Below are 25,528 nucleotides of genomic sequence, written 5' to 3' on the forward strand. Positions count from 1 at the left end.
GATTATCTGCCCTTCCCCTTATGTTTACCTTGAGTTGAAGCCTGAGCTTTTACAAACAGCTCCCAAAATACTTTCTGGCCGCCTTCTCTATGTATCAATTGTGCAAAACGCTGCATTAAACCATTACCCATCATAACCATCTTTGTCCATTTACCTACCGGTTTTGCTATGTCAACTATTTCTGGATCTTCTTTATAAACTTGCACATCTTTTTGTTTCTCGCGTAGCGTTTCTTGTTGTTTCAGCAACTCTTTTTGCTTATTTTTTTGATACAATTCATTGAATTTTCTGTCTTCTTCCCACTCTTCTTTAAAAACTTTTCTAGGAAATATGATTTTTCTAATGCGATTTTTGTATATTTTTCTCAAAAAGAGAAATACTGCAGCTACAACAAGTAATGTTACGCTATATAATATGATCTGTGTAAGTGGCATTTCCTGTATCTAATTCATTAAAAATACCCTTACCATTATACCATAATTATAGAAATTGTGCAATTTTTTTGCGGGTAAAGACAGTATAAAAGTAATACTGCTCTATTTCGTAAATTGGACAAATACAGCTACAGATCAGGTCTTCCTACGTCATACCGCCGCGGCGCATAAGTGTTGAAAACGCGAATTCTGGATTAAGGAAGGAAGAAAGTATAGGAAATAGAAGGCTTTTTGGATTTGATGGAATAGGAAATGAGAGTAGAAAAGATATGAACCAAAAAATTAACAGGGGATCTATGGCGAGTGTGTTCAATTTCTAACGCGAATTCTGGATTAATAGATGAGTTTACCCTGTTTTCTTGCCTTTTCTATTCTCCTTTAATCCAGAATTCGCGTCTTAAGCAGTGATGGTTTACGACAAATTTATGTAATGATTTCAAATTTAGCCATACCAATATCAGTGAATTTGTTGAGCAAATAGCACTTAATTAGTAATTCTTTTTCACGATTTACTTCAGATTTATTCCTAAAGCTAAATCCAAATACTTGCTTCAACCTTGAGAAAAATCCTTCTATGTAAGATCTCTTTCCATAAATTGCTTCCTTTTTCCACTCTTTTACATCATCTTGTCCGTATAATTTTATTAACCTAATAGCAGCATTTCTGTCAGACATATAATCTATTTTTGAATGTTCTGCTGCATCCTTTTTTGGTAGAACTTTTGTCTTTATATCGTATTTCTTACACAATTTATAAAGTTTGTGCCTATCGTATGCCCTATCTGCATATAATGCTTTTATTTTGTGCTGAAAATTAACTTCTTCAAGCAAATCGCAAGCTCCATAGTGGTCAGAGTAGAAGCCATTACTGTATCTTGCAGCTATAGCTTTTTTACTATTTACACTTAACATAACATGTAACTTTCTTACTTGCTCGTAGCTTCGGTACTTTCTATCTGCACTGTTTTCCTTACTGTGGCCAGGAGTGTTACTGTAAATGCTGATACTTGTGCTATCTATGATAATTTCAATATTTTCCATGTTGCTTTTATCAACCCTGCAATCATTTATCTTAATATTAAGTTTTTTAAACCTTCTTGATGCTTGTGAATAGCTGATAACTGCCAAATTTTTTCCTATTTGTTGCAGATATCCTTTTATAAACCCCACCGTTTGTCTTAAACCAATTCTAAAAAGATTGACAATTATATGCACCAAAATTACGACTTTATCACTGTAAATATAGTTGCCGCCCTGCATTTTTGGACTATTTTCATACCAATTTTCGATAGCTTCATCGATGTAACGAAAAATATTTCCCCTTTTTTCAAGGAATTTGTTATATTCGTTTTGGTTACTGACTTTCATTTTCTGTGGCATATTTTTTCTTCAACAGTTAAATGGTTATTTATAATGAATTTTGTCAGTAGCCACCAGATTTTTTCGGTTGCTATGCAACAAAGCCATCCCAGTGTCTAGGCACTGGGATGACATCCTTCTAGTGTACAATATTCGTACAGTTGTGTACATGACACAAGGTTCTATAACTCTTCTTTTTTGGATTCCAGTGTCAGCTATTTGCATGACACCCTTACTGATGTGTCACTCATGTTAGAAGTAAATATTCTTGACAAGAAATGGTGCAGCATTATAGAAAATCCTAAAAATTTTGTATTAGGTGTCATCAATGCTTCTCTAAAAGAATTAAAAATAGACCACTATAAACCAAATATATCAATAGCTCTGGCTGATGATGACTTGCTACATCAACTTAATTTAAAATTTAGAGAAATGGATAAGCCAACTAACGTACTATCATTTCCGTATGAACAATTGTCTAATGAGTGCGATTTAGGAGACATAGCAATTTCAATAGACACAATAAAAAGAGAATCGCATGAGTATTGTATACCCATTCTTGCTCACATTGCACACATGTTAGTGCATGGATTACTGCATTTACTTGGTTATGATCACCAAAAAAAAGATGAAGAAATTATAATGAAAAATCTAGAAAGAGAGATTTTAGCTTCGCTTGGCTACAATATGTGTGCGATTTAAAAGGAATTTAATAAAAATATAGTAGATGATAATAAAATATGTTATCTACAAACGGTTTTAGCTATAAACAATAAAAGGTAAGTGATATGGTTCAGTTTTCTTTGCCAAAGAATTCTAAAATTAATCAAAAGGGCAAAATTTATCCTATTCCTGCTAGAGCAAAAAACATCAGAAGATTTCAAATTTACCGTTGGTCTGCTGATGACGAGAAAAACCCTAGAATAGACACATTTTTTATTGATATGGATAGTTGTGGCCCTATGGTACTTGATGCATTAATAAAAATAAAGGATGAAATAGATTCGACTTTAACTTTCAGACGTTCTTGTAGAGAAGGCATATGTGGATCTTGTGCCATGAATATTGACGGAACCAATACTCTTGCATGTACTAGATCTATACACGATATAAAAGGTGACGTAAAAATATATCCATTACCTCACATGTATGTGATAAAGGACCTAGTCTCGGACTTGAGCCAATTTTATGAGCAATACAAATCAATTAAACCTTGGTTACAAGCAGATAAGCCTGCCCTACCAAATAAAGAATACTCTCAATCTCCTAAAGATAGAAAAAAATTAGATGGCTTGTCCGACTGTATATTATGTGCTTGCTGTTCAACTGGTTGTCCAAGCTACTGGTGGAATAGTGATAAATTTTTAGGACCAGCAATACTATTACAAGCCTACAGATGGATTGCTGACAGCCGTGATAATAAGACAGGTGAAAGACTTGATGTTTTAAACGACCCATTCAAGTTGTATCGTTGTCATACAATAATGAATTGCACAAAAACTTGTCCTAAAGGACTTAATCCAGCAAGAGCAATAGCGAAAGTAAAACAGCTGATAACGCGAATTCTGGATTAAAGGAGAATAGAAAAGGCAAGAAAACAGGGTAAACTCAGCAGTTATAAAAAAACAGATGAGGTTAACCATGGAAGATATAACAAACTGTTTTGTTTGGTCGATGATTTTTGCAGAGATATAGAGAAAAATTTTGCAGGTAAACTACTGCCAAATGGTAAAAAACCCACAAGAACAATGGAAATTGAGCACTCCGAAATCATGACAATAATCCTGCTATATCAACAATCTCCGTGTAAAAATTTCAAAACTTTCTATCTACATTACCTAACGTTGCTCTACAAATCAGAGTTTCCAAAGTTGCCTTCATATACCAGGTTTGTTGCTCTAAAGCCTAGGGTTTTGTGGCATTTAGCAATGTTGTTGCATTGGCTTTGTGGACAGTCAGAAAACACTGGAATTTCATATATAGACACAACTCCCATTGCAGTTTGTCATGCAAAAAGAATATCCAAAAACAAAGTTTTTGCTGGAATTGCAAAATTAAGCAAGAGTACTTACGGCTGGTTTTTTGGTTTCAAATTACATATGGTAATCAATGAAAATGGTGAAATTCATTCACTTACGCTAACAAAAGGCAATGTTGATGATAGGATACCTGTGCCAAATCTGACGGAAAAATTAACCGGCCTTTTGTTTGGTGACAAAGGTTATATTGCAAAAGAGCTTTTTCAGAAGCTGTTTGACCGAGGTTTGAAACTTGTTACCAAGGTGAAAAAAGGTATGAAAAATGCATTGATTTCGCTAAATGAGAAGATTTTACTGAGAAAAAGGTCTATCATTGAGACTGTTTTTGGTTACCTAAAAAATAGACTAGAAATTGAACACACTCGCCATAGATCCCCTGTTAATTTTTTGGTTCATATCTTTTCTACTCTCATTTCCTATTCCATCAAATCCAAAAAGCCTTCTATTTCCTATACTTTCTTCCTTCCTTAATCCAGAATTCGCGTTAAGAGGGAGTATAAATTCCGTTAAAAAGCAGCAGAATGACAAACAATCTAAAAATAATTAACTGTAGCAGTCTACTTTTCAATAAACTTCATTTGCATTTCTTGTATACTACTTTCTATTTGCTTTATTTGTTCTATCAACCTTTCTTCTAAGTCAAGATTACCGCTCAGCCTCGCTTCGGTTCTTTCTTTTCGTAATGCATTTAATTCTTTTAGTAACACTATATTATTCCACACAATTTCTGCAGATTTTCTCTCGTTCAGTTGGCTACTTAGTATGCTAGTTTTTTCAAATACATACTTTATAACGTTAAACTGTTTCAATTCTTGTAACAAAGCCTCTTTACCAAGTTTGCTTTTGTTACTTATTACATCAATTATACGCTGTTGTAATCTTTTCATCTCATTAGTAAATTCAAAATGAGAAAATTGCTCAAAAAATATAGGACGATTCAAGATTTCAGGAAATTCTACGGCTATACGTAAAATTACGGCCTGATTTTGCTCTGCTTCAATTAGCTCTGGAGATTTGCTATGAAGATACTCACCTTTTGTTGCTCTAGCTTTACTATTAAAAATCTGTTTTTTGAAGCTACTTCTTAGTTCACTAGCCTTATTGTAAAAATAATCTCTGTAATACCTTCTAATACTGCTGTTGCTAATAGTATTTACATATTCCATGAACTTGTGCTCAAGAATTGAATATTTTTCCGGAGCAAGTTTTTCATAATTTTGCAAATTGCTATCGATTATGTGATGCCATAAATATTCAGAATGCAGTTTTGTTGAATGGTCAAGAGCAGTCAATACGTCTTCTTTCTTGTATTCCAGTTCGTTACATATATCGTATGGATCTTTATTACTCGGCAAAGTCACAAACTTTAACGTGTATCCAGGCTCTAATATTGGCAGAGCAAGTTCTGCAACTCGGGTAGCAGCATGACGTCCAGCACTATCGCCATCCATACAGATGGAGATTTCTTTAGCAAATCTCCATAGATTTTTTATCTGTTCTGCAGAAATTGCGGTACCAAGTGGAGCAACTGCATTACTAATTCCCGCTTGATGTAGCGCTATAGTGTCCATATATCCTTCAACAACAAATATGTGCTGTTTTTTACGTATTTCGCTTAAAGCAAAGTTTAATCCGTATAAATTCTCCCTCTTCTTGAAGAGCTGACTCTCTGGGCTATTTAAATATTTCGGCTGTTGCTCAGAACTCAGCGCACGTCCGCCAAAACCAATAACTCTTCCTGCAATGTTGTATATAGGAAATATCAGCCGGTCATAAAAATAATCATGAAAATTTTTGTTTACTAATCCAATATCAATTAAAATTTTGTCTTCAATACCTGAAGAGTTTAAATACTCTTTCAAACCAGAGCTTGGTGCATAACCTATCTTAAATTTATCTATGATTTCAGGTAAAATCTTGCGCTGCTTTAAATAATCTACAACGCCCTGATTTTTTTGTGCAAACCAATTTGCAGCTAAGCTTAGTGTTGAAAATAGTTTATTGTCTTCTTTGGTAACATTAAGGTTTTTAGGTAACTCAACACCTGTAACTTGTGCTAATCTTTCCAATGCTTCTTTAAAGCTTAATCCTTCAGTTTGTGAAATAAATTCAAATGCGTCACCACTAGCTAAGCAACCAAAACAGTAATACAACCCTTTAGTATTACTTACCGAAAAAGATGGGGTTTTTTCGTTATGAAATGGACAGAGCCCAACAAAACTATCTCCTCTTTTTATTAGCCTGACTTTTTTACCTACTATTTCAGATAATAATAATTTTGATTTTATAATATCTATGTGATCCATCTTATTAAATTAGTAGTAGGATAAAAATTATATAGAATTTATACACATCTGACTCGAAATTTATTTCTATAACTAAAGCAATTTAGATTTACCGACAATGTAGCTATACAAATTCAAGAGCAATCCTGTCATCCAGGTAGCCCACAGAAACAAAAAACTTACTTGACACCCTTCACCAGCCCCCTTATCATGATATGTAGTACAATGATACAAATTAAGAATTCCCCCATCCTGCTCTGGTTCTTCGATCTGAAATCCTACTTCTACCTGATCACGACCAATGTTAATTTGTCCTATTAATGCTTTAATAATGCCGCGCTTAGTTTGCCAATCTAGCTGTTCCAGGTTCGATTTTACACTAGAATAAAAATTCTTTATACTATTTATAATAAGACTTATTCCTTTTTCTACTGCCTTCTGATCAACTACCTTTTTTTTCTCTTCTTCTATCCCTTGTAAACGCGAATTCTGGATTAAGGAAGGAAGAAAGTATAGGAAATAGAAGGCTTTTTGGATTTGATGGAATAGGAAATGAGAGTAGAAAAGATATGAACCAAAAAATTAACAGGGGATCTATGGCGAGTGTGTTCAATTTCTAGTCTATTTTTTAGGTAACCAAAAACAGTCTCAATGATAGACCTTTTTCTCAGTAAAATCTTCTCATTTAGCGAAATCAATGCATTTTTCATACCTTTTTTCACCTTGGTAACAAGTTTCAAACCTCGGTCAAACAGCTTCTGAAAAAGCTCTTTTGCAATATAACCTTTGTCACCAAACAAAAGGCCGGTTAATTTTTCCGTCAGATTTGGCACAGGTATCCTATCATCAACATTGCCTTTTGTTAGCGTAAGTGAATGAATTTCACCATTTTCATTGATTACCATATGTAATTTGAAACCAAAAAACCAGCCGTAAGTACTCTTGCTTAATTTTGCAATTCCAGCAAAAACTTTGTTTTGGATATTCTTTTTGCATGACAAACTGCAATGGGAGTTGTGTCTATATATGAAATTCCAGTGTTTTCTGACTGTCCACAAAGCCAATGCAACAACATTGCTAAATGCCACAAAACCCTAGGCTTTAGAGCAACAAACCTGGTATATGAAGGCAACTTTGGAAACTCTGATTTGTAGAGCAACGTTAGGTAATGTAGATAGAAAGTTTTGAAATTTTTACACGGAGATTGTTGATATAGCAGGATTATTGTCATGATTTCGGAGTGCTCAATTTCCGTTGTTCTTGTGGGTTTTTTACCATTTGGCAGTAGTTTACCTGCAAAATTTTTCTCTATATCTCTGCAAAAATCATCGACCAAACAAAACAGTTTGTTATATCTTCCATGGTTAACCTCATCTATTTTTTATAACTGCTGAGTTTACCCTGTTTTCTTGCCTTTTCTATTCTCCTTTAATCCAGAATTCGCGTTACCAAGGTGAAAAAAGGTATGAAAAATGCATTGATTTCGCTAAATGAGAAGATTTTACTGAGAAAAAGGTCTATCATTGAGACTGTTTTTGGTTACCTAAAAAATAGACTAGAAATTGAACACACTCGCCATAGATCCCCTGTTAATTTTTTGGTTCATATCTTTTCTACTCTCATTTCCTATTCCATCAAATCCAAAAAGCCTTCTATTTCCTATACTTTCTTCCTTCCTTAATCCAGAATTCGCGTTTTACCCAATCGAAGCGGGGAACTTGAACGGATAATTTCGTTATACTTAACATGGAAACAAAGGGCCTTTCCACAATCTCCTATCTACCGTTTCTTAAACCACTCTGCTGAACGGATACAATCGCGGTATTACAAAAAACGCCAAACTTTTTTCTGCTTTTATGCAAGAAGTCTAGTCCATATATTCTTCCCACTTTTCCGTAACTTTTCTTACTATTTCCTCACTCATCTCAATTTTCTTTCCCCACTCTCGTTTGGTTTCAGGCGGGATTTTATTTGTCGCATCAAATCCCATTTTACCTCCAAGGCCACTTTCAGGGGAAGCAAAGTCTAAATAATCAATAGGTGCATTTTCTATCATGATTGTATCACGCACAGGGTCCATTCTCGTTGATATTGCCCACATCACTTCCTTCCAATCACGTACATTTATATCATCATCAACAACGATAATAAACTTCGTGTATAAAAACTGCTTGAGAAAAGAAAGTATGCCCATAACAATTCTTTTTGCGTGTCCTGGATAAGACTTTTTTATCGATACCACCGCTATTCTATATGAACAACCTTCTGGTGGTAGATAAAAATCCACTATCTCTGGAAATTGATTGATAAGAATAGGCACAAAAATTTCATTGAGTGCTTCACCAAGAATTGATGGTTCATCAGGTGGCTTGCCAGTGAAAGTGCTGAGATAAATTGGATTTTTGCGCATAGTAATTGCAGTAATATTAAATTCTGGAAATTGCTCAACAGAATTATAGTAGCCAGTGTGGTCTCCGTATGACCCTTCGTCTTGATATCTATCCAAACTCACATAGCCTTCCAGAACGATTTCCGCGTGAGCTGGCACTTGAAGTGGAATAGTCTTACAATTTACAAGCTCAAGCGGCTTCTTTCGCAGTAGTCCAGCAAATTGGTATTCTGACAATGTTTCTGGCACCGGGGTTACTGCAGCAATAATCGTTGCAGGATCACTACCGATCACAGCAGCAGCAGGAAATTTCATATTTTGTTCCTTCTCTTTCCATCGTTTATGGTGACCTGCACCACCACGATGTGCAAGCCAGCGCATTAGAGTCGTTTTTTTATCTATGACCTGCATACGATATATTCCAAGATTGAAATTATCTTGTTTATCTTTCGTGGGTCCTTTTGTTACCACAATCGGCCAGGTGATAAGTGGTGCAGGTTCATTTGGCCAGCATGTTTGAATGGGCAGTAGACTTAGGTCCACTTCATCTCCGGTTAGCACTACCTCTTGACATGGAGCCTTGCTCACGACTTTGCTTCGCATCGATAACACGACTTTTAATAGAGGAAACATTTTTATAGCATCCTTAAAGTTTTTCGGTGGTTCAGGAGATTGCAAAAATGCTAAAAGTTTACCAAGATCTCTTAGTTCATCAGGATTTATGTTCAACCCCAATGCAATCCTCTTAATAGTACCAAATAAATTCACCAAAACAGGAATCGCACTTTTGCCGTTTTCTGTGACAACATTTTCAAAAATGATCGCTGGCCCTTCGTTTGACAAAACCCTACGGTGAATTTCTGTCATTTCAAGAACTGTTGAAACTTCCTCCTTAATCCTAATCAGATCTTTTTTTTCTTCTAAGGCTTTGATGAAGTTGCGTAAGTTGTTGTACATATTCCAGTTTTTAAAATTTTAAGTTTACATTGAGTTTCCAAGCACTTTATTGAAATTTGATCTATGCACTGCTTTCCTGTCTAGCGAGCTTTCAGTTAATTTGAAATCAAATCCTCATATTGCCTACTAAGTTTGTATTTCCTTCCTCTATTGGAAAAATCTACAATCTAGATAAACCCCATTTCCACCCACTTTTTACAAAGTTGCGCACTGGTGCGAGGCTTAAAATTAAATAGTTCGCCAACCTGACTAGCTGTAATAGCGGAAAACTCCTGGAAGAGCTCAAGAGCTTTGCGTTGTTTAGGATCAAGCTTACGTATAAGATCAGTCTGATCAGTGTGGTATTCTTCTTCATTTATACGTTGTAAAACGTTCTCAAATGAATTTGCCATACCTTCTACGAAATACTCCACCCACCTGGTAATATCTGCTTCAGCTCGTCCCATGTAATAGTTGTGCGATGGACCTATACTGATTGCTTCATAATACGCTCCTAGATTCTTAGCATAATATTCTTCCAATGAATAAAGTCCTTTTAGGTCATACCCACCAAGGTGTAAAATTAATGTAGTCAACAATCTTGCAGTACGACCGTTACCATCATAGTAAGGGTGAATTGTTACAAATTGATAATGAGCAATACCTGCAATAATTGGGTAAGGCACTTGTTCACTGTCACGAATCCAATCAATCATACTGCTCATGAGCTTTGGTACATCCTTTGCTTCAGGTGGCATATAAATTATTGCACGTGTACGGCTATCACGAATAACGTTTTGACCATCACGATAAGAGGTTGGCTTCACTTTAGATTTTCCACTTGCCATTACTAGAGCATGAAGCGTTTGAATGGCTTTCTCAGTAATAGGGATCGTTCTCGCTGCCCATTGTTCAACTTGGGTTAAAGCTGCATAATATCCTTTAACCTCATTTTCATCTCTACTATATTTTGGAAAGTGGCTTTTACCACTTAAAACCTCTTCAATCTGCTTAGGCTCAAGTCGATTTCCTTCAATCATAGTAGAATAGTGTGTGGTATAAAGCCGTGCAGTTTCACGAAGAGACGAAAGCATTGATACAGTGAGCGGCAAATGTAACACTTTTTCTTTTGCTGCTTCAATCCTTATAAGAGAACTAGCAATTTTAGAAGTAATCGTATAATTTGGCATCGGCATAATATCTGCATTACATTACTTCTATATTATGCTGATAAAATGCAGATAATGCAACATTCACACAACGCCAACCATAAACAGCAATAAATTCGGCTGATTGAGAAAGAAGTTCGTCTTGTAGAATAGCTATTTCTTTTTCTCTACCAATTATTGGCTCGTTCATATGTTTATTCCGCGGAGTTTGTTGAAATTATACACAGCGGAAACAACTTAAATCTATGCTCCGCGCGCTTTTGCTGTTTGCATCTTAAATTTTCTGATTAGTTTTGCGCTTAGTTTTTATTGTTAAAGTTTGCATTTGAGGCAAAACTGGTTATAAAATACACTTGATATAAATGTTTTTATATATTAACATTAGATGCTTCTTTTAATATACAGGTAAATGTGTACTAAAAGTTTTATGTTGTAGGTTTTTAAATAAATTGTATGTCTAGGGTATCGTTTTTATTGATTTTAATAATAGCAATAGCAAGCTTGCCGATAATAAATAATTGGCTTTCAAATCGCAGCCAAACGCTAAACGATGATTATATAGGTGAGAAATTAGATAATTATATAAGCAGAAATTTTGATAAGATCGTAAAAACTCTCAAAGAGGAGTCGATTAAAAGTAGTTACGCTGCTCGAGATAACGCGACTAAAGGTAAAATTTTACAGTACAAAAATGAAATATTCGACTCCGCTTATCCTTACTCAGGAAATGAAAATAGTAGTGTTGTAGCTGCAGGCTTCTTTGACTATTCTTGTGGATATTGCAAAGCTATGAAGAATGATATAAAGCAGTTAATTAACGACGGTAAAATTAAGTATATCTTTAGGGATGCTCCAATACTTGGTAATGACTCTTTAAGGGCAGCAAAAAGCGCTTTAGCTGTTTACTTTATTGATAAAGAAAAATATTTCGACTTTCACTATTCTGCTTTAAGTCACAAAGGAGGATTTTCAGACGAAAGCATATTGGATATAGTGAAAGGCATAGGGATTGATGAGGAAGACTTTAATAATTCCATAAAAGATAACGCGGACAAAATTGAGCAAATGATAAATGGCAGTAAGCTCCTAGTAAGAGATTTGGGAGTAGGTGGTACACCTTTTTTAATAATGGGGGATAGTCTGTTTGTAGGAGCAACTGATTTGAATGTATTACGCAAAAAAGTAGATGAATTAAGTCACAAGCAAGGCTAGTTGCAATTTGCCATAAAATTTTATTTTTTTTGCTTGACAACTCAAATGGACCTGAGTACAGTAATTGTGGGTATAACAGCAGTTTAACTCAGTGGTCTCATCCACTTTCCATGGCCTCATTTGCTATGTGAAACGCTTTCAAATTACAACATTTTCTTCAACCAAACTATTTTACTTTCACAGGAGGACATATGTCATTCACAGAAATTAGATTTCCAGAAAATATATCTTATGGTTCCACTGGAGGACCGGAATTTTCTACTGACGTTGTAACAACTCACAATGGTTGTGAACAGCGCAACATCAATTGGTCTCATGCACGCACTAGATACAACATAGCTTACGGGGTCAGATCAAACAAGCAGCTATAGCTTAATGCATAAAGGTAGAGACAAAGGTGTAGAGATATGGTAGAGTAGAAAAAACCAAAAGAGAGGTAATAGATGGCATCACCATATCAATATGAGCTAAGGGAAAGAGTGATTTCAGCAGTGGAATCTGGAATGGCAGTAGTAAAAACGCGAATTCTGGATTAAGGAAGGAAGAAAGTATAGGAAATAGAAGGCTTTTTGGATTTGATGGAATAGGAAATGAGAGTAGAAAAGATATGAACCAAAAAATTAACAGGGGATCTATGGCGAGTGTGTTCAATTTCTAGTCTATTTTTTAGGTAACCAAAAACAGTCTCAATGATAGACCTTTTTCTCAGTAAAATCTTCTCATTTAGCGAAATCAATGCATTTTTCATACCTTTTTTCACCTTGGTAACAAGTTTCAAACCTCGGTCAAACAGCTTCTGAAAAAGCTCTTTTGCAATATAACCTTTGTCACCAAACAAAAGGCCGGTTAATTTTTCCGTCAGATTTGGCACAGGTATCCTATCATCAACATTGCCTTTTGTTAGCGTAAGTGAATGAATTTCACCATTTTCATTGATTACCATATGTAATTTGAAACCAAAAAACCAGCCGTAAGTACTCTTGCTTAATTTTGCAATTCCAGCAAAAACTTTGTTTTGGATATTCTTTTTGCATGACAAACTGCAATGGGAGTTGTGTCTATATATGAAATTCCAGTGTTTTCTGACTGTCCACAAAGCCAATGCAACAACATTGCTAAATGCCACAAAACCCTAGGCTTTAGAGCAACAAACCTGGTATATGAAGGCAACTTTGGAAACTCTGATTTGTAGAGCAACGTTAGGTAATGTAGATAGAAAGTTTTGAAATTTTTACACGGAGATTGTTGATATAGCAGGATTATTGTCATGATTTCGGAGTGCTCAATTTCCGTTGTTCTTGTGGGTTTTTTACCATTTGGCAGTAGTTTACCTGCAAAATTTTTCTCTATATCTCTGCAAAAATCATCGACCAAACAAAACAGTTTGTTATATCTTCCATGGTTAACCTCATCTGTTTTTTTATAACTGCTGAGTTTACCCTGTTTTCTTGCCTTTTCTATTCTCCTTTAATCCAGAATTCGCGTTTTAAGAAGAGATTCTCTCTCAACTTCTAACTCATTTACTTTCTGATTCAATTTTTTTGCTCTCTTGTCTAAATTTTGCTTTTCTCGAGTTAATTCACGTGATTGATTCTTTAATTTTTCCACTTCTTTGTTTGCAGCTTCTTTTGCCAGAGTTATTTTATTTTCTAACTCTTGCTCTTTCTGAGCGAATTTATTTCTCTCAACTTCCAGTTTCTTATTATTGCTAATTATTTTATACGAAAGTGTAAGCACCAAAACAGATAATGCAGCTAAAGCAAGAATTAGAGGAAGAGGTACATTAGAAGTTACAATAAGCGCTAAAGATGTAAGTAACGTCAAGGAACTAGCTATAAAATAAAATGTGTTAGCTTTGTTAAACAAATTGCTCATTACCCCTCCTCCATACACAAAGCAGTCTTGTATATATTTGTTAAGATTCTCTTATCTGTGGAGGTTCCTGCACTTACATCTTTAAGGTGTGATAGGAATTATTTGTTGTATCTTTAAAAGGCGATGAATGAGGGCTGTTTATATTTGTATCAAGACTTTCGTGATTTAGTTGCTCTGAATTTTCTTTATTCTCATCCTCATCTTCCTTTTTAGGAGATAGAGATTTTCTAAGATATCTTCTTGGTGTGGATGTGTGAGGAGAAAGTGGTTTCGGGAAAGTTAGTCCATTAGCGAGCTTATTTTCACCTGTTCCTTTAAATTCTGATGAATGTTCACTACTTATATCTAGTTGATTATTTATACCTAACTTTTCATATATAGGTTGCATAAATTCATCAACTGCTTCTTGTATACGGTCTGTATCTTGCATGTCTTGTTCTTCTAAATTAAAAAGTCCTTGCTCTACTCTTTCTTTCACTACACTGAGTACAGTAAATACTGTTTTCGTTACATATTCTCTCTTTTTTTCTTCAAATTTATTTACATTTTTCTTGTAATCATCCTTAACGTTTATTGATTGATTAACAAGTTCTTCCTCGTCTGCTTTTAAAGATAATAATTCCTTTTCCAGCTCCTCAATTTTAGATAAGTGCTTTTTCTCCTTTGTACTTAATTTGTCAACTTCATTTTTAAAACGAGTGTGCTCTTGACGCTCATAACTAACTTCACCTTCTAATCTTTTCTTTTCCCTTTCCAACTGGTATAACTTCTTCTCTAATTCTTTTATGTCGTTACTTAATTCTTTTTCTCTTTTCTTTAATTCCTCCTTCAGAGAGGAAGCTTCATCACTTTTTATTCTTAACTGCACTACTAATTCTTCTACTTTTTTTCTTAATTCTGTTTCTAATTGTATCTTTTCTTTTTCTAACATAGTTAATTGATGATTTAGAGAAGAAACCTTCTCTTTTAATTTACAAAGTAAGTCATTGTATTCATGTTCTAAGTTGCTCAGTTTGTTCTTCATCTCACATAATTCACCTTGTAAATTACCTTTTTTTTCATTTAGTTTCGTATTTTCATCATGTAACTCTTGGTATTCAAGAGAAAGCATCTCCTCCTTATGTTTTAACTGACCTTTTACTTTTGCACTCAATTCTGTATTTTCATCGTGTAAATCTTTGTTCTTATTATTAAGAGCACCTATTTTATCCTTTAATTCTCGGATTTGATTACCTTTATTATTTAACTCTTGTACCTTACTCTCAAATTGTTGTTTTACGTTAGCCAGCTTTTGCTCTTTTTCAGCAAATTTATTTTTCTCAACCTCTATTTTCTTAATCATTTTACATGAAAGTGCAAGCACCAAAACAGAAAGTATAGACAAACTCAAGGCAACAGGAAGAGCTACATTAAAGGCTGCAACTGAAGACAAGAACTCAACATAAGGAGCAACAGCAAGTGTCCCAGATGCAAGTAATACCAAAGTAGCAAAAGCACCAGCTATAAGATATGGTGCATTGGTTTTACTATACAAATCCCTCATTATTCCCTCACAACCAATAATGATTATAATAGCATGGATATCAAAGGAAGTAAAGCTATAACAATCAGTATAAATCTATATTCACTATGTATTTTCTGTCTCCAGTTTCAAGTTCAGACTGCATCCACTCTATCGTTTCCGCATTGCACACTGCTTGCAAATCATCCTGTGCAGATTGATCCAACTTATCCTCTTGTATGCTCGCTTTTATCATCAACTTTTTTATCAGATGCTTAACTGATACATTATTATCTGCCTTCATCTTTCTGATAATGTTTAATATCTGAATAACATTATCTCCCATTTCCTCTGAATATTTATCATAGATAAGTTCTTCTTTGCTCGGCCAATTACTTTGATTGTGTACAGAATTATAACTATACAACTGGTGGTATATCTCTTCTGTAATATATGGCAGAAAAGGTGCAAATAACCGCAAAATAACATTTAACACATACGCCAAGCTTTGTTTCGCACTTAAACTGCTTCCGTACGCACGTTTTTTTACTAATTCCAAGTAGTTATCACAAAAATCTTTCCAAAAAAATTCCTCTATTACGCCCAAAGCTTCGCAGTATTCAAACTGTAATAGGTTATTCATTGCTCTTTCTATAACTTTGTATAACTTAGACAATATCCACTTATCCATTGTCTCGTGAGCAGAATTTATGCTCATCACTTGATGCTTTTCCATGAACATGGAAACAAACTTGCTAGCGTTCCAAAGTTTTGTAACTAGGCGCTTGCCAATTTTGAATATATTTTTAGAGTAGACTGTATCAACTCCAAGCCTTGAGTTCGCTGCCCAATAGCGCACTACATCAGCTCCATAAGTTTCAAGTATTACATGAGGAGTGATGATGTTACCTTTTGATTTACTCATCTTTTTCTTATCATCGGCTAAACACCAACCGCTGATCATAATGTTTTTCCAAGGTAAAGAATTTGCATGATAATATGCCTTTAAAATAGTATAAAAAGCCCAAGTTCTTATTATCTCATGGCTCTGGCTGCGCAGATCTGCAGGAAATATTGTATTATAGCGATGATTTGGTAAGCTAAACTCACTGTTTACTGCCAGTGCACTCAGTTGAGGAGTAATTGAACTTGTGGCCCAGGTATCCATTACATCTTGATCTGGAATAACCTCTTCTTTGCTATACCCTTTTGGTAAATCTTTCGATGGATCTATAGGTAGGGCCTTTATTTCAGCTAGAATAATTTTACCTTCTTCTCCCTTACATTTGGAATACCACGCTGGAAATGGCACACCAAAATAGCGCTGCCTTGAAATGCACCAGTCCCAATTTAGCCCTTCTATCCACACTTCCATACGTTTACGCATAGTAGCTGGATGCCAATTGCATTCTTTTACTTTATCTAATACTTGAGCTTTTTGCTCTAAAATCTTGATAAACCATTGATAAGTAGGTAATATCTCAAGTGGTGTACCAGATCTTTCTGCGCACTTAACAGAGTGAGAAATATTAGTGCTTTCTATCAAAAGTCCTTTTCTACTCAGGATTTCGATCATCCTCTTTCTTGCTTCTTTAACCTTTAGTCCATTTATTTCATTTAGTATATCGTCTGTCATCCCAGTAGCCCCTTCGGTGTCATCCGAGTAGCTTGACACTGGGATCCATTCTTCTTTTTTCTGACCATACGCTGACATGATATCTTCCTCTTTCATCGCTGGTATTGGCTCTTTTTCCTGGATTCCAGTGTCAAGCACTGGAATGACATCATAAAGGCTTATTCTCCCATCCTGATCGATGATAATTTTCATCGGTAGATTATGCTTTTGCTGCCAATATATGTCGAGCTCATCACCAAACGTACAGCACATAACAAGCCCGGTGCCTTTATCTATTTTAACCTTATCATCAGCTATTATTGGAACTTTTTCCTTTGTTATTGGCACTACGGCTGTTTTTCCGATCAGATGAGTGTAGCGCGTATCCTCTGGATGACAAAAAACTGCAACACATGCTGGAAGTAATTCAGGTCGCGTAGTTGCAATATTGATCTGCTCATTTTCTTCAGTAGAGAAAACTATCGTGTTTAAGGATGACTCAAAAACTTTATCTTCTATTTCTGCTTGCGCAATTGCTGTTTTATCAACCGGGTCCCAAAGGATGGGCTGCATTTTTCTATATGCATACCCTTTATTATATAGATCAATAAACGACATCTGTGAAAGCGTCACAGTTTCCTTGCTGATCGTGTGATATTCCAAATCCCAGTCATAACTAATGCCGACCGATTTAAATAGTTCCTTAAATTCTTGCTTTGACTTCTCAATAACTTCATGACACATCTCTATAAATTTTTCTCTGCCAACTTCTTTTGCACGGGTTTTATAGGTTTGTTCAACCAATCTTTCAGTGGGAAGCCCGTTATCATCAAACCCAATTGGGTAAAACACATCTTTCCCCAGCATGCGCTGAAACCTTGCAATAAAGTCCGTGTGGCAATAGCTAAATATATGGCCGATATGGAGTTTTCCCGATATTGTCGGTGGAGGCGTGTCTATAGTGAAAGTGTTATCCTTTTCACCATTCCATTTATAAACTTTACTGCCTTCCCATAATATGTTGCATTTGTCTTCAATTTCTTTAAAGCCGTATTTTTCTTTTAACATAAATATTTCTCAATTTTAAGCTTTAAACTATAGCTAGCGCAGCCCTACGTCATACCGCCGCGGTATCTCTTAGCATAGATCCCGCTAACAAGTAGCGGGATGACGATAGTCGGTAAACCTAAATTACTTTAGCTATAGCACAATTACGGCAATTTTACGCCAAAATTTTTTGTTTACGAACATAAATTTTCTATGCTATAATAAAATATTACTTGACCTTAGGTTCTAAAGGTATTATGTAATGTCAATTTATATTGAGGTTTAATATGTTGAATTCAAATGAAAATCGGAGTTCTTCACCTGAACTAATCTTACCAACTGATATAACATCTGATCAAGCAGAAGCTATAAATAAAAACTCTATTGAATTAGAAACAGAGCAGCCGTTACAAGGTTCTTTAGCTGGTAGTCGAGCTTCTTTAGTTAGTGATGATATATATGTTGACTCGAGAGAAGAAAGTCCTAATGATATGAAGGAGTTGTTAGATAGGCACCATCCTACAAGCAGTAGCACGCCATCAGGTCCTGTGTCTAAAGAGATTAATGGTACAATACAGATTATCGATAATAAAGTAGAGCTTACTATAGGAGAGAATGATCTTGAAAAATTTAGAAAGTACAAAAACATAGATGGGGATAACAACGTAATTGATCGGGAGTTCTTTGCGAGTTTTACGCTAAATGATAAACGAATACATATTACTGGTTTGTATCCTCAAGGAGAACAAACGAATAATAGTATTGTAACCGTGTGTGCAAGTTCAATTGCGAGCAATGGCACATGTCATTTCGAATGCGATAACAATGGTACATATGATAGTCCTCAACTACAAGAGATAAAAGATCTGTTGGGTCTTAGTGAGAATGAGGTTAAGGTAAACATATCTAAACATTTTGTAAAAGAATTAAAAGATGAAATAAATGCACTAGAAGCACAGTTAAGCAACCGACCAGATGCTGCTCAGTTAAAAGATAAAGACGAGAAAATAAAAGATTTAGAAGCTGAAATAAACCAACCAAATGCTGAAGTTGAAAAACTAAAGAACGACTTAAAAACTAAAACTTCTCGAGTTCATCAGTTAGAGAAGGAAAATAAAGAATTAGAAGCTAAAAACAAAACAACTGAGCAACCAAAACAAGGCAATGGAGCACGGTACACTGCTACTGTTGGTATGGGTCTTGCTGCTGGACTGATAGCATTTACTGCACTTGAACGTACAGTTAGGTTAGATATGTTAGTAATGATTGGTATAGCAGTAACATCTGCTCTTGTAGCCGGTGGTATTACATATGCAGCATTACCTAGTACTCAAGTAGATGGGGCGAAAGCACAAGAAGTAGATGGGAATAATAAAGGGAAGTAACAAGGGTTGAGCCATACGCGTCAAGTAAAACACTTGACGCAAACTTCAATTTTTATATTCCTTCATTAACATAATATAGTTTTGTGCCGACTGCGCGATATGTTTAATTTCTTCATTTGACATTTTTTTGAAGAATTTTGCTGTCCTGCCAGCCCATATTTCCCCACTTTTTATCACTTTTCCGTGTGTCACTAGTGAGCCAGCAGCTACCATAGCTTCAGGCTCCACAACTGCATGGTCCATCACGGTAGAGCCCATACCAATAAACGCTTTATCATGCACCGTGCATGCGTGCAACATACAAAAATGTCCCACTGTTACCATACTGCCAATAGTTGTGTCACCACCTGGGTTTCTATCCACATGAATTACCGTTCCATCTTGAATATTTGTTCCATCACCTATTTTTATTGATCCAACGTCTCCTCTGATTACACAATTAAACCAGATGCTTGCATCTCTTCCTATTTCAACCTTGCCTATGATATGCGAACCACCTGCGATGAAAGCACTTTCGTCTATTTTTGGTTCATAATTTTTGTATTTTAAAATGTGATACATATTAAGCCCAAAGTCTTATGCATATGTTAATCAAAATAAGGTAAGCAGTAAATACATACTTAGATTTCAAGTTATTTGGGTGACAGATGTTCTTGACTTACGTACTTTGTACTGCTAAGATTTTTATTTTCAGCCCTATCTATAATGTCAGTAGCGGTATTAAGTATATTTCAAATAATATTGGTTGTTGTGTTAGTAATTTTAGTGCTCTTGCAGCCACCTGGGAGTAGTTCATTAAGTGGTTTTAGTAATACACAACAAGGGGTCAATTCGATGATTCCGGTGAAATCTTCTGAAAACCCGCTCAGCAGAATAACGGCTATTGTTGCTGGATTATTTATTATAAACACATTGCTATTGTCAGGATTATGTTCAAAAGACGTACATAAAAAATCGATCGTAGAGAAAATTATATTAGAAAAAAAGCAAGAAAGTGAATCTACTTCTGTTCCATTTGAAAATTAATGAAGGAAGCTAAATTTATCTTTGTCACAGGTGGAGTTGTGTCATCGCTTGGTAAAGGCTTAGTTGCTTCAAGCGTTGGTGCGCTTCTTCAAGCTCACGGTTTTAAGATCCGTATCAGAAAACTTGACCCGTATCTCAACATTGATCCTGGGACAATGAACCCAACTCAGCACGGAGAGGTATTTGTTACCGAGGATGGTGCTGAAACTGATTTGGATCTTGGGCATTACGAGCGTTTTACTGGAATTAAAGCAACAAAAGATGACAATATAACAACTGGTAAGATATATCATGAGTTATTGAAGAAAGAGAGGCGTGGTGATTATCTGGGCAAAACTGTGCAAGTCATTCCTCATGTGACAGATTTGATCAAATCGTTCATTTTTAATGGTACGGAAGGTTTAGATTTTGTAATATGTGAAATAGGCGGAACTGTAGGTGACATTGAAAGCCAACCATTTTTGGAGGCTATACGCCAAGTTAACTACACATTAGGAAAACAAAGAGTTATCCTGATTCACTTAACTTTAATACCATATCTTACCGCAGCGCAAGAATTAAAGACAAAACCAACGCAGCATTCAGTTCGAGAGTTAAATTCCGTGGGGTTACAACCAGATATTATATTATGCCGCAGTGAGAAAGAAATTTTCGATAATCAAAGAGAGAAAATAGCTAAGCTTTGCAATGTTTCTTTATCCAATGTGATACCTGCTCCTGATGTGAGTCATATATATGAGTTACCGGTGTTGTATAGCCAATGTGGGCTTGATACGCAAATTTTGGAGCACTTTCATTTAAGTAAGCCAAAACCAAGCTTGATTGAATGGGATCAAATAGTGCACTCTATAAGGCACCCAACACAGGAAGTTACTGTGTCTATAGTAGGGAAATATACCGAATGCCCTGATGCGTATAAATCACTAGTTGAAGCATTAAATCATGGTGCAATTAGTAATAAAGTCAAAGTAAGGATAAATTGGGTTAACTCAAGAGAAAAGGAAGAAAAACCTAAAAATGAGAAGCTTATAGAAGAAAAATTACAGAATTCTCATGCAATCCTTGTCCCAGGGGGGTTTGGTGATGACGGAGTAGAGGGTAAAATATTAGCAATAAATTATGCCCGTACAAATAATATCCCATTTTTCGGAATTTGCCTTGGTATGCAGCTTGCAATTATTGAGTTTGCTCGTAATGTTGTTAAGCTTGAAGATGCACACTCTGAAGAATTTCATAACTGTAAACATCCAATCGTTAAGTTAGCTGGCGATCAAGATGACGATCTTGGTGGAACCATGAGACTTGGGGCATACAAATGTAATATAAATGCAAACTCTAAAATGATGGATGCATATAGTAACACTACTATTTCAGAAAGACACAGGCATAGATACATAATCAATTCAGATTATAAAGATGATTTGGAAAAAAATGGGCTGCTATGCAGTGGCATATCAGAAGATGGAACGTGCATAGAGGCAGTGGAGTTAGAGAGTCATCCGTGGTTTATTGGTGTGCAGTTTCATCCAGAATTTCAATCAAAGCCGTTTTCTCCTCATCCTCTTTTCGTGTCGTTCGTTAAAGCAGCAATTGATAAGAAATAAGTGCCTAGTGTTTAAGTATCAATATATGGAGCTTGCCATAGAGCAAGCCAAACTCGCTCAAAAAAATGATGAGGTTCCCATAGGTGCTGTAATAGTAAGTAGAAGCAATGTTGTTTCTTCTGCACACAATATATCCAGCGATCCAACTGCACATGCAGAGATGTTAGCGATCAGACAAGCATTTTCAACTTCAACGCTTTATGATTCTGACATGTACGTAACATTAGAACCATGTCCGATGTGTGCTCAAGCTATTGCCTTTGCCAGAATTAAACGATTGTACTTTGGAGCTTATAATCCAAAAGGTGGAGGAATTGAAAATGGTGCTAAGATATTTCAATTTTGCAGCCATATACCTGAAGTTTATGGTGGGATATTAGAAACAGAATGCTCTTTTTTGTTAAAGGATTTTTTTGAAAGACTAAGGACCTAATTAGGTCTAACAATTTCAATTAGATTTCTCTGTCATTCCAGCGCGTGACGTACAACAGAGGGTGTCATCCCAGTGCCCAGACACACAGCTGTACGAACATTGTCTACCAGGAGGTTGTCATCCCAGTGCTTGACACTGGGATGGCTTTGTTGCATCGCTACTTATGAAAGGCTAACTATAGTTAGGATTATAAGCAACCTATTGAAAATCTTGTTTTTTTGCAATCAATCTGATCAAATTTAAGAATAGTAATTTGTTATTTGTATTAATAAATTTAATTCTATTGAAAATAGCTAAAACGCGAATTCTGGATTAAAGGAGAATAGAAAAGGCAAGAAAACAGGGTAAACTCAGCAGTTATAAAAAAACAGATGAGGTTAACCATGGAAGATATAACAAACTGTTTTGTTTGGTCGATGATTTTTGCAGAGATATAGAGAAAAATTTTGCAGGTAAACTACTGCCAAATGGTAAAAAACCCACAAGAACAACGGAAATTGAGCACTCCGAAATCATGACAATAATCCTGCTATATCAACAATCTCCGTGTAAAAATTTCAAAACTTTCTATCTACATTACCTAACGTTGCTCTACAAATCAGAGTTTCCAAAGTTGCCTTCATATACCAGGTTTGTTGCTCTAAAGCCTAGGGTTTTGTGGCATTTAGCAATGTTGTTGCATTGGCTTTGTGGACAGTCAGAAAACACTGGAATTTCATATATAGACACAACTCCCATTGCAGTTTGTCATGCAAAAAGAATATCCAAAAACAAAGTTTTTGCTGGAATTGCAAAATTAAGCAAGAGTACTTACGGCTGGTTTTTTGGTTTCAAATTACATATGGTAATCAATGAAAATGGTGAAATTCATTCACTTACGCTAACAAAAGGCAATGTTGATGATAGGATACCTGTGCCAAATCTGACGGAAAAATTAACCGGCCTTTTGTTTGGTGACAAAGGTTATATTGCAAAAGAGCTTTTTCAGAAGCTGTTTGACCGAGGTTTGAAACTTGTTACCAAGGTGAAAAAAGGTATGAAAAATGCATTGATTTCGCTAAATGAGAAGATTTTACTGAGAAAAAGGTCTATCATTGAGACTGTTTTTGGTTACCTAAAAAATAGACTAGAAATTGAACACACTCGCCATAGATCCCCTGTTAATTTTTTGGTTCATATCTTTTCTACTCTCATTTCCTATTCCATCAAATCCAAAAAGCCTTCTATTTCCTATACTTTCTTCCTTCCTTAATCCAGAATTCGCGTCTAAAGCATTGAAATTCTTGAATTTTAGCCGGATTAGTGAGTGGTAGTGAAATTTCTTTTACTCAAATTTAGGTATTCACTGACCGTTCTTGTTATAAATACCAGAATAATAAGCTACTGATATTCTCCATCTTTTTTATCTTTAATCCATCATAGCTAGCGATGCAACAAAGCCATTCCAGTGTCAAGCACTGGAATGACATTACAGGGACACTGGGATGACATCATCCTTTTTTCTGGATTCCAGACTGGAATGACAGCAGTCCTACGTCATACCGTCACGGTATCTCTAGATCCCGCTAACAAGCAGCGGGATGAAGGTTGTCAGGGTGTTAGATGAAACCCTTTCCCGGTCTATCAAATCACATAGGAGAAAACTAAGACCAATCAAATTTCTTATCTTGCGGTTTTATTTGCAATATTGCTACCACACTGACCAACAAGCAGAAGACTATATAAAGCCCAGCAGCAAGGTTTGTTTGAGGAAATGTTACAGTCAACCAAATACAAACCATAGGGGTAAATCCTCCATGTAATGCATAAGAGATGTTACGTGATAAGCTTACGCCACTAAATTTGACATTGGTGGGAAAGAGTTCAGATGCAACTATTCCTATGGGAACTATACCCCTTTCTATTATAGAGAGAACCATTACGCTCAACGCAATCACAAGATAATTTTTGTAGTAATATGCAATAGATAACGCAGGACAACACAGTGCCATTGTAATTGCTATAAATAAGATTGCAGTGCGCTCTTTTCCAACTTTATCAGCCAACATTCCAAACGCTATTGAAGATATCGGCATTAATATACTGGTTATAATCAATACAATTTCGTTGATATATGTCGTTACATAAACATCCACTGATGCTATTTCCTTTGCGAGTGTTCGAAGAAATATGGTAAATCCAACAGCAACATTAACAGGTACAGATATTAAAATAGCAAGTATAAGAGCTCTCTTGTGGCGCTTTATAAGCTCTATTATTGGCAAATCAGGTAAATTTCTTTGTTTTCGATTTTTTTCATATGCTGGAGTTTCTCCCAATGTGTATATGCTATACGCGCTAATTAATCCTAAAATAGCTGAGAAAATAAATGGCAATCTCCAACCCCAGATACAAAAATCAGTAGTTTTTTTGCAGATAATTACTATCACCGCAGAAAGCAGTACACCAATGGAACGACCAAAGCCCATTATTCCAAAATACATCCCTAAGTTCTCTTTCCTACTGGATAAATGTTCTATAAGATAAACAGAACTTCCTTGTTCACCACCAAGTGCAATTCCTTGTGTCACATGGATTGCAAGAAGCAATATAGTAGAAATTATACCTACTTGATTGTGACTTGGAATAAATGCAATGAGACTTGATGGTATCGATATTAGCAAGATAGTAATTATTAATGCTATCCTCCTTCCATACCTGTCACCAACGTGACCAAATATGAATGCACCAAGTGGCCTTACAATTGCGCCTAGCCCTACAATTCCAAATAATTGCAGTATGTTACTGTAGACATCTTTTACAAAACAAAACTCTCTGCTGATTATGTTAATCAAATCAATAAAGAGCATGTAGTCATACCATATTGCGATTCTGCAGAGTATGGTTGATATCAACACCCTTGTTTGCACTAAATTCAATTCGTAAATGTTTGCTTATTCTATTCTGGCTGCTTTTTGGGATTTTACAACCTAAACATATGGTGTTGACTTTTTTATTATGGTATGTGATAATTAAAATGTTATTAAAATCAGAGGTGAAGTTATGGGGAAATATGTGCAATTGGAAAAATATTAAGTGTAATTGATAAGGAGGAAGGTTTAAGTAAGGACAACGTAATTGAAAAAATAAAAGAGAAAGTAGAAGATGAGTATGAGTATGAAAAATGGGAAAAAGCTGATTTTAGTGTAAATAACCTGTTTTGGGGTATTTTTTTAGGAA

General features: G+C 35.4%; 20 protein-coding genes and 5 pseudogenes. 11 read left to right on the forward strand and 14 right to left on the reverse strand.

Going from position 1 to position 25,528, the window contains the following annotated elements:
- Positions 1–2: 2 nt before the first annotated feature.
- From AAGD95_RS03795 to AAGD95_RS03805, 3 genes and pseudogenes are all read right to left on the reverse strand, one after another.
- Positions 3–434, reverse strand: coding sequence for a hypothetical protein (locus tag AAGD95_RS03795; RefSeq protein WP_341818247.1), 432 nt, complete (start codon positions 432–434; stop codon positions 3–5).
- A gap of 194 nt (positions 435–628) precedes the next feature.
- Positions 629–751: pseudogene (locus AAGD95_RS03800) on the reverse strand (IS982 family transposase); the annotation flags it as partial.
- A gap of 106 nt (positions 752–857) precedes the next feature.
- The gene (locus AAGD95_RS03805; protein WP_341818249.1) at positions 858–1,814 is read right to left on the reverse strand and encodes an IS5 family transposase; all 957 of its coding nucleotides are present in this window, start codon (positions 1,812–1,814) and stop codon (positions 858–860) included.
- Between the two features lie 228 nt (positions 1,815–2,042).
- On the opposite strand from AAGD95_RS03805, the gene ybeY reads away from it, so the two are divergent.
- The 3 genes from ybeY to AAGD95_RS03820 all read left to right on the forward strand — a co-directional run bounded on the left by ybeY (position 2,043) and on the right by AAGD95_RS03820 (position 4,303).
- Complete coding sequence (gene ybeY, locus AAGD95_RS03810) at positions 2,043–2,495, forward strand: rRNA maturation RNase YbeY (protein ID WP_264374001.1); 453 nt, start codon at positions 2,043–2,045, stop codon at positions 2,493–2,495.
- An 86-nt stretch (positions 2,496–2,581) separates the two neighbouring features.
- A complete protein-coding gene (locus AAGD95_RS03815; RefSeq protein WP_341818250.1) occupies positions 2,582–3,367 on the forward strand; it encodes a succinate dehydrogenase iron-sulfur subunit in 786 nt (261 codons plus the stop codon).
- A gap of 84 nt (positions 3,368–3,451) precedes the next feature.
- Complete coding sequence (locus AAGD95_RS03820) at positions 3,452–4,303, forward strand: IS982 family transposase (RefSeq protein WP_410542089.1); 852 nt, start codon at positions 3,452–3,454, stop codon at positions 4,301–4,303.
- 86 nt (positions 4,304–4,389) lie between these two features.
- On the opposite strand, the gene dnaG is transcribed toward AAGD95_RS03820, so the two are convergent.
- A complete protein-coding gene (gene dnaG / locus AAGD95_RS03825) occupies positions 4,390–6,138 on the reverse strand; it encodes a DNA primase (protein WP_265034867.1) in 1,749 nt (582 codons plus the stop codon).
- A gap of 473 nt (positions 6,139–6,611) precedes the next feature.
- Positions 6,612–7,495, reverse strand: a pseudogene (locus AAGD95_RS03830) (IS982 family transposase).
- Positions 7,496–7,561: 66 nt separating this feature from the next.
- On the opposite strand from AAGD95_RS03830, the pseudogene AAGD95_RS03835 reads away from it, so the two are divergent.
- Positions 7,562–7,798, forward strand: a pseudogene (locus AAGD95_RS03835) (transposase); the annotation flags it as partial.
- Positions 7,799–7,984: 186 nt separating this feature from the next.
- Here AAGD95_RS03835 and AAGD95_RS03840 read toward each other — a convergent pair.
- From AAGD95_RS03840 to AAGD95_RS03850, 3 genes are all read right to left on the reverse strand, one after another.
- On the reverse strand, positions 7,985–9,463 hold the full coding sequence (locus tag AAGD95_RS03840; RefSeq protein WP_341818251.1) for a UbiD family decarboxylase: 1,479 nt from the start codon (positions 9,461–9,463) through the stop codon (positions 7,985–7,987).
- A gap of 167 nt (positions 9,464–9,630) precedes the next feature.
- Positions 9,631–10,638 (reverse strand): Fic family protein, encoded by a 1,008-nt coding sequence (locus tag AAGD95_RS03845; RefSeq protein WP_341818252.1) that lies wholly within the window; start codon positions 10,636–10,638, stop codon positions 9,631–9,633.
- 10 nt (positions 10,639–10,648) lie between these two features.
- Positions 10,649–10,801 (reverse strand): hypothetical protein, encoded by a 153-nt coding sequence (locus tag AAGD95_RS03850; protein ID WP_341818253.1) that lies wholly within the window; start codon positions 10,799–10,801, stop codon positions 10,649–10,651.
- A gap of 263 nt (positions 10,802–11,064) precedes the next feature.
- Between AAGD95_RS03850 and AAGD95_RS03855 the strand changes: the two genes are divergently transcribed.
- Positions 11,065–11,823 (forward strand): DsbA family protein, encoded by a 759-nt coding sequence (locus tag AAGD95_RS03855; protein WP_341818254.1) that lies wholly within the window; start codon positions 11,065–11,067, stop codon positions 11,821–11,823.
- 191 nt (positions 11,824–12,014) lie between these two features.
- Positions 12,015–12,191 (forward strand): annotated as a pseudogene (locus AAGD95_RS03860) (DUF2460 domain-containing protein); the annotation flags it as partial.
- 164 nt (positions 12,192–12,355) lie between these two features.
- On the opposite strand, the pseudogene AAGD95_RS03865 reads toward AAGD95_RS03860, so the two are convergent.
- The 4 genes and pseudogenes from AAGD95_RS03865 to AAGD95_RS03880 form a co-directional block, all read right to left on the reverse strand.
- A pseudogene (locus AAGD95_RS03865) lies at positions 12,356–13,206 on the reverse strand (IS982 family transposase).
- Positions 13,207–13,290: 84 nt separating this feature from the next.
- Positions 13,291–13,647, reverse strand: coding sequence for a hypothetical protein (locus AAGD95_RS03870; RefSeq protein ID WP_341818255.1), 357 nt, complete (start codon positions 13,645–13,647; stop codon positions 13,291–13,293).
- Between the two features lie 124 nt (positions 13,648–13,771).
- Positions 13,772–15,232 carry a hypothetical protein gene (locus AAGD95_RS03875; RefSeq protein WP_341818256.1) on the reverse strand — a complete coding sequence of 487 codons (1,461 nt, stop codon included), beginning with the start codon at positions 15,230–15,232 and terminating at the stop codon, positions 13,772–13,774.
- 73 nt (positions 15,233–15,305) lie between these two features.
- Complete coding sequence (locus AAGD95_RS03880) at positions 15,306–17,882, reverse strand: valine--tRNA ligase (RefSeq protein WP_341818257.1); 2,577 nt, start codon at positions 17,880–17,882, stop codon at positions 15,306–15,308.
- A gap of 254 nt (positions 17,883–18,136) precedes the next feature.
- On the opposite strand from AAGD95_RS03880, the gene AAGD95_RS03885 reads away from it, so the two are divergent.
- On the forward strand, positions 18,137–19,246 hold the full coding sequence (locus AAGD95_RS03885; protein WP_341818258.1) for a hypothetical protein: 1,110 nt from the start codon (positions 18,137–18,139) through the stop codon (positions 19,244–19,246).
- A 45-nt stretch (positions 19,247–19,291) separates the two neighbouring features.
- Here the strand turns inward: AAGD95_RS03885 and AAGD95_RS03890 are convergent, their stop codons facing one another.
- Complete coding sequence (locus AAGD95_RS03890) at positions 19,292–19,807, reverse strand: gamma carbonic anhydrase family protein (protein ID WP_341818259.1); 516 nt, start codon at positions 19,805–19,807, stop codon at positions 19,292–19,294.
- Positions 19,808–19,951: 144 nt separating this feature from the next.
- On the opposite strand from AAGD95_RS03890, the gene secG reads away from it, so the two are divergent.
- The 4 genes from secG (at position 19,952) to AAGD95_RS03910 (ending at position 23,561) form a co-directional block, all read left to right on the forward strand.
- On the forward strand, positions 19,952–20,272 hold the full coding sequence (gene secG, locus AAGD95_RS03895) for a preprotein translocase subunit SecG (RefSeq protein WP_265025560.1): 321 nt from the start codon (positions 19,952–19,954) through the stop codon (positions 20,270–20,272).
- Positions 20,272–21,876, forward strand: coding sequence for a CTP synthase (locus AAGD95_RS03900; protein WP_341818260.1), 1,605 nt, complete (start codon positions 20,272–20,274; stop codon positions 21,874–21,876). The genes secG and AAGD95_RS03900 overlap by 1 nt, the downstream gene beginning before the upstream one ends.
- 25 nt (positions 21,877–21,901) lie before the next feature.
- Complete coding sequence (locus AAGD95_RS03905) at positions 21,902–22,309, forward strand: nucleoside deaminase (protein ID WP_341818261.1); 408 nt, start codon at positions 21,902–21,904, stop codon at positions 22,307–22,309.
- Positions 22,310–22,709: 400 nt separating this feature from the next.
- Positions 22,710–23,561 carry an IS982 family transposase gene (locus AAGD95_RS03910; protein ID WP_410542088.1) on the forward strand — a complete coding sequence of 284 codons (852 nt, stop codon included), beginning with the start codon at positions 22,710–22,712 and terminating at the stop codon, positions 23,559–23,561.
- A gap of 391 nt (positions 23,562–23,952) precedes the next feature.
- Here AAGD95_RS03910 and AAGD95_RS03915 read toward each other — a convergent pair whose 3' ends face one another.
- The gene (locus AAGD95_RS03915; protein ID WP_341818828.1) at positions 23,953–25,158 is read right to left on the reverse strand and encodes an MFS transporter; all 1,206 of its coding nucleotides are present in this window, start codon (positions 25,156–25,158) and stop codon (positions 23,953–23,955) included.
- Between the last annotated feature and the right edge of the window lie 370 nt (positions 25,159–25,528).

The sequence above is a fragment of the Wolbachia endosymbiont (group B) of Ennomos erosarius genome (assembly GCF_964026905.1).
In the GTDB taxonomy this organism is placed as follows: domain Bacteria; phylum Pseudomonadota; class Alphaproteobacteria; order Rickettsiales; family Anaplasmataceae; genus Wolbachia.

Coding starts and splice junctions, on each gene's coding strand:
- AAGD95_RS03795 (WP_341818247.1), bottom strand. CDS start 434: ATGCCACTTACACAGATCATATTATATAGCGTAACATTACTTGTTGTA.
- AAGD95_RS03805 (WP_341818249.1), bottom strand. CDS start 1,814: ATGCCACAGAAAATGAAAGTCAGTAACCAAAACGAATATAACAAATTC.
- ybeY (WP_264374001.1), top strand. CDS start 2,043: ATGTTAGAAGTAAATATTCTTGACAAGAAATGGTGCAGCATTATAGAA.
- AAGD95_RS03815 (WP_341818250.1), top strand. CDS start 2,582: ATGGTTCAGTTTTCTTTGCCAAAGAATTCTAAAATTAATCAAAAGGGC.
- dnaG (WP_265034867.1), bottom strand. CDS start 6,138: ATGGATCACATAGATATTATAAAATCAAAATTATTATTATCTGAAATA.
- AAGD95_RS03840 (WP_341818251.1), bottom strand. CDS start 9,463: ATGTACAACAACTTACGCAACTTCATCAAAGCCTTAGAAGAAAAAAAA.
- AAGD95_RS03845 (WP_341818252.1), bottom strand. CDS start 10,638: ATGCCGATGCCAAATTATACGATTACTTCTAAAATTGCTAGTTCTCTT.
- AAGD95_RS03850 (WP_341818253.1), bottom strand. CDS start 10,801: ATGAACGAGCCAATAATTGGTAGAGAAAAAGAAATAGCTATTCTACAA.
- AAGD95_RS03855 (WP_341818254.1), top strand. CDS start 11,065: ATGTCTAGGGTATCGTTTTTATTGATTTTAATAATAGCAATAGCAAGC.
- AAGD95_RS03880 (WP_341818257.1), bottom strand. CDS start 17,882: ATGTTAAAAGAAAAATACGGCTTTAAAGAAATTGAAGACAAATGCAAC.
- AAGD95_RS03890 (WP_341818259.1), bottom strand. CDS start 19,807: ATGTATCACATTTTAAAATACAAAAATTATGAACCAAAAATAGACGAA.
- secG (WP_265025560.1), top strand. CDS start 19,952: ATGTCAGTAGCGGTATTAAGTATATTTCAAATAATATTGGTTGTTGTG.
- AAGD95_RS03900 (WP_341818260.1), top strand. CDS start 20,272: ATGAAGGAAGCTAAATTTATCTTTGTCACAGGTGGAGTTGTGTCATCG.
- AAGD95_RS03905 (WP_341818261.1), top strand. CDS start 21,902: ATGGAGCTTGCCATAGAGCAAGCCAAACTCGCTCAAAAAAATGATGAG.
- AAGD95_RS03915 (WP_341818828.1), bottom strand. CDS start 25,158: ATGCTCTTTATTGATTTGATTAACATAATCAGCAGAGAGTTTTGTTTT.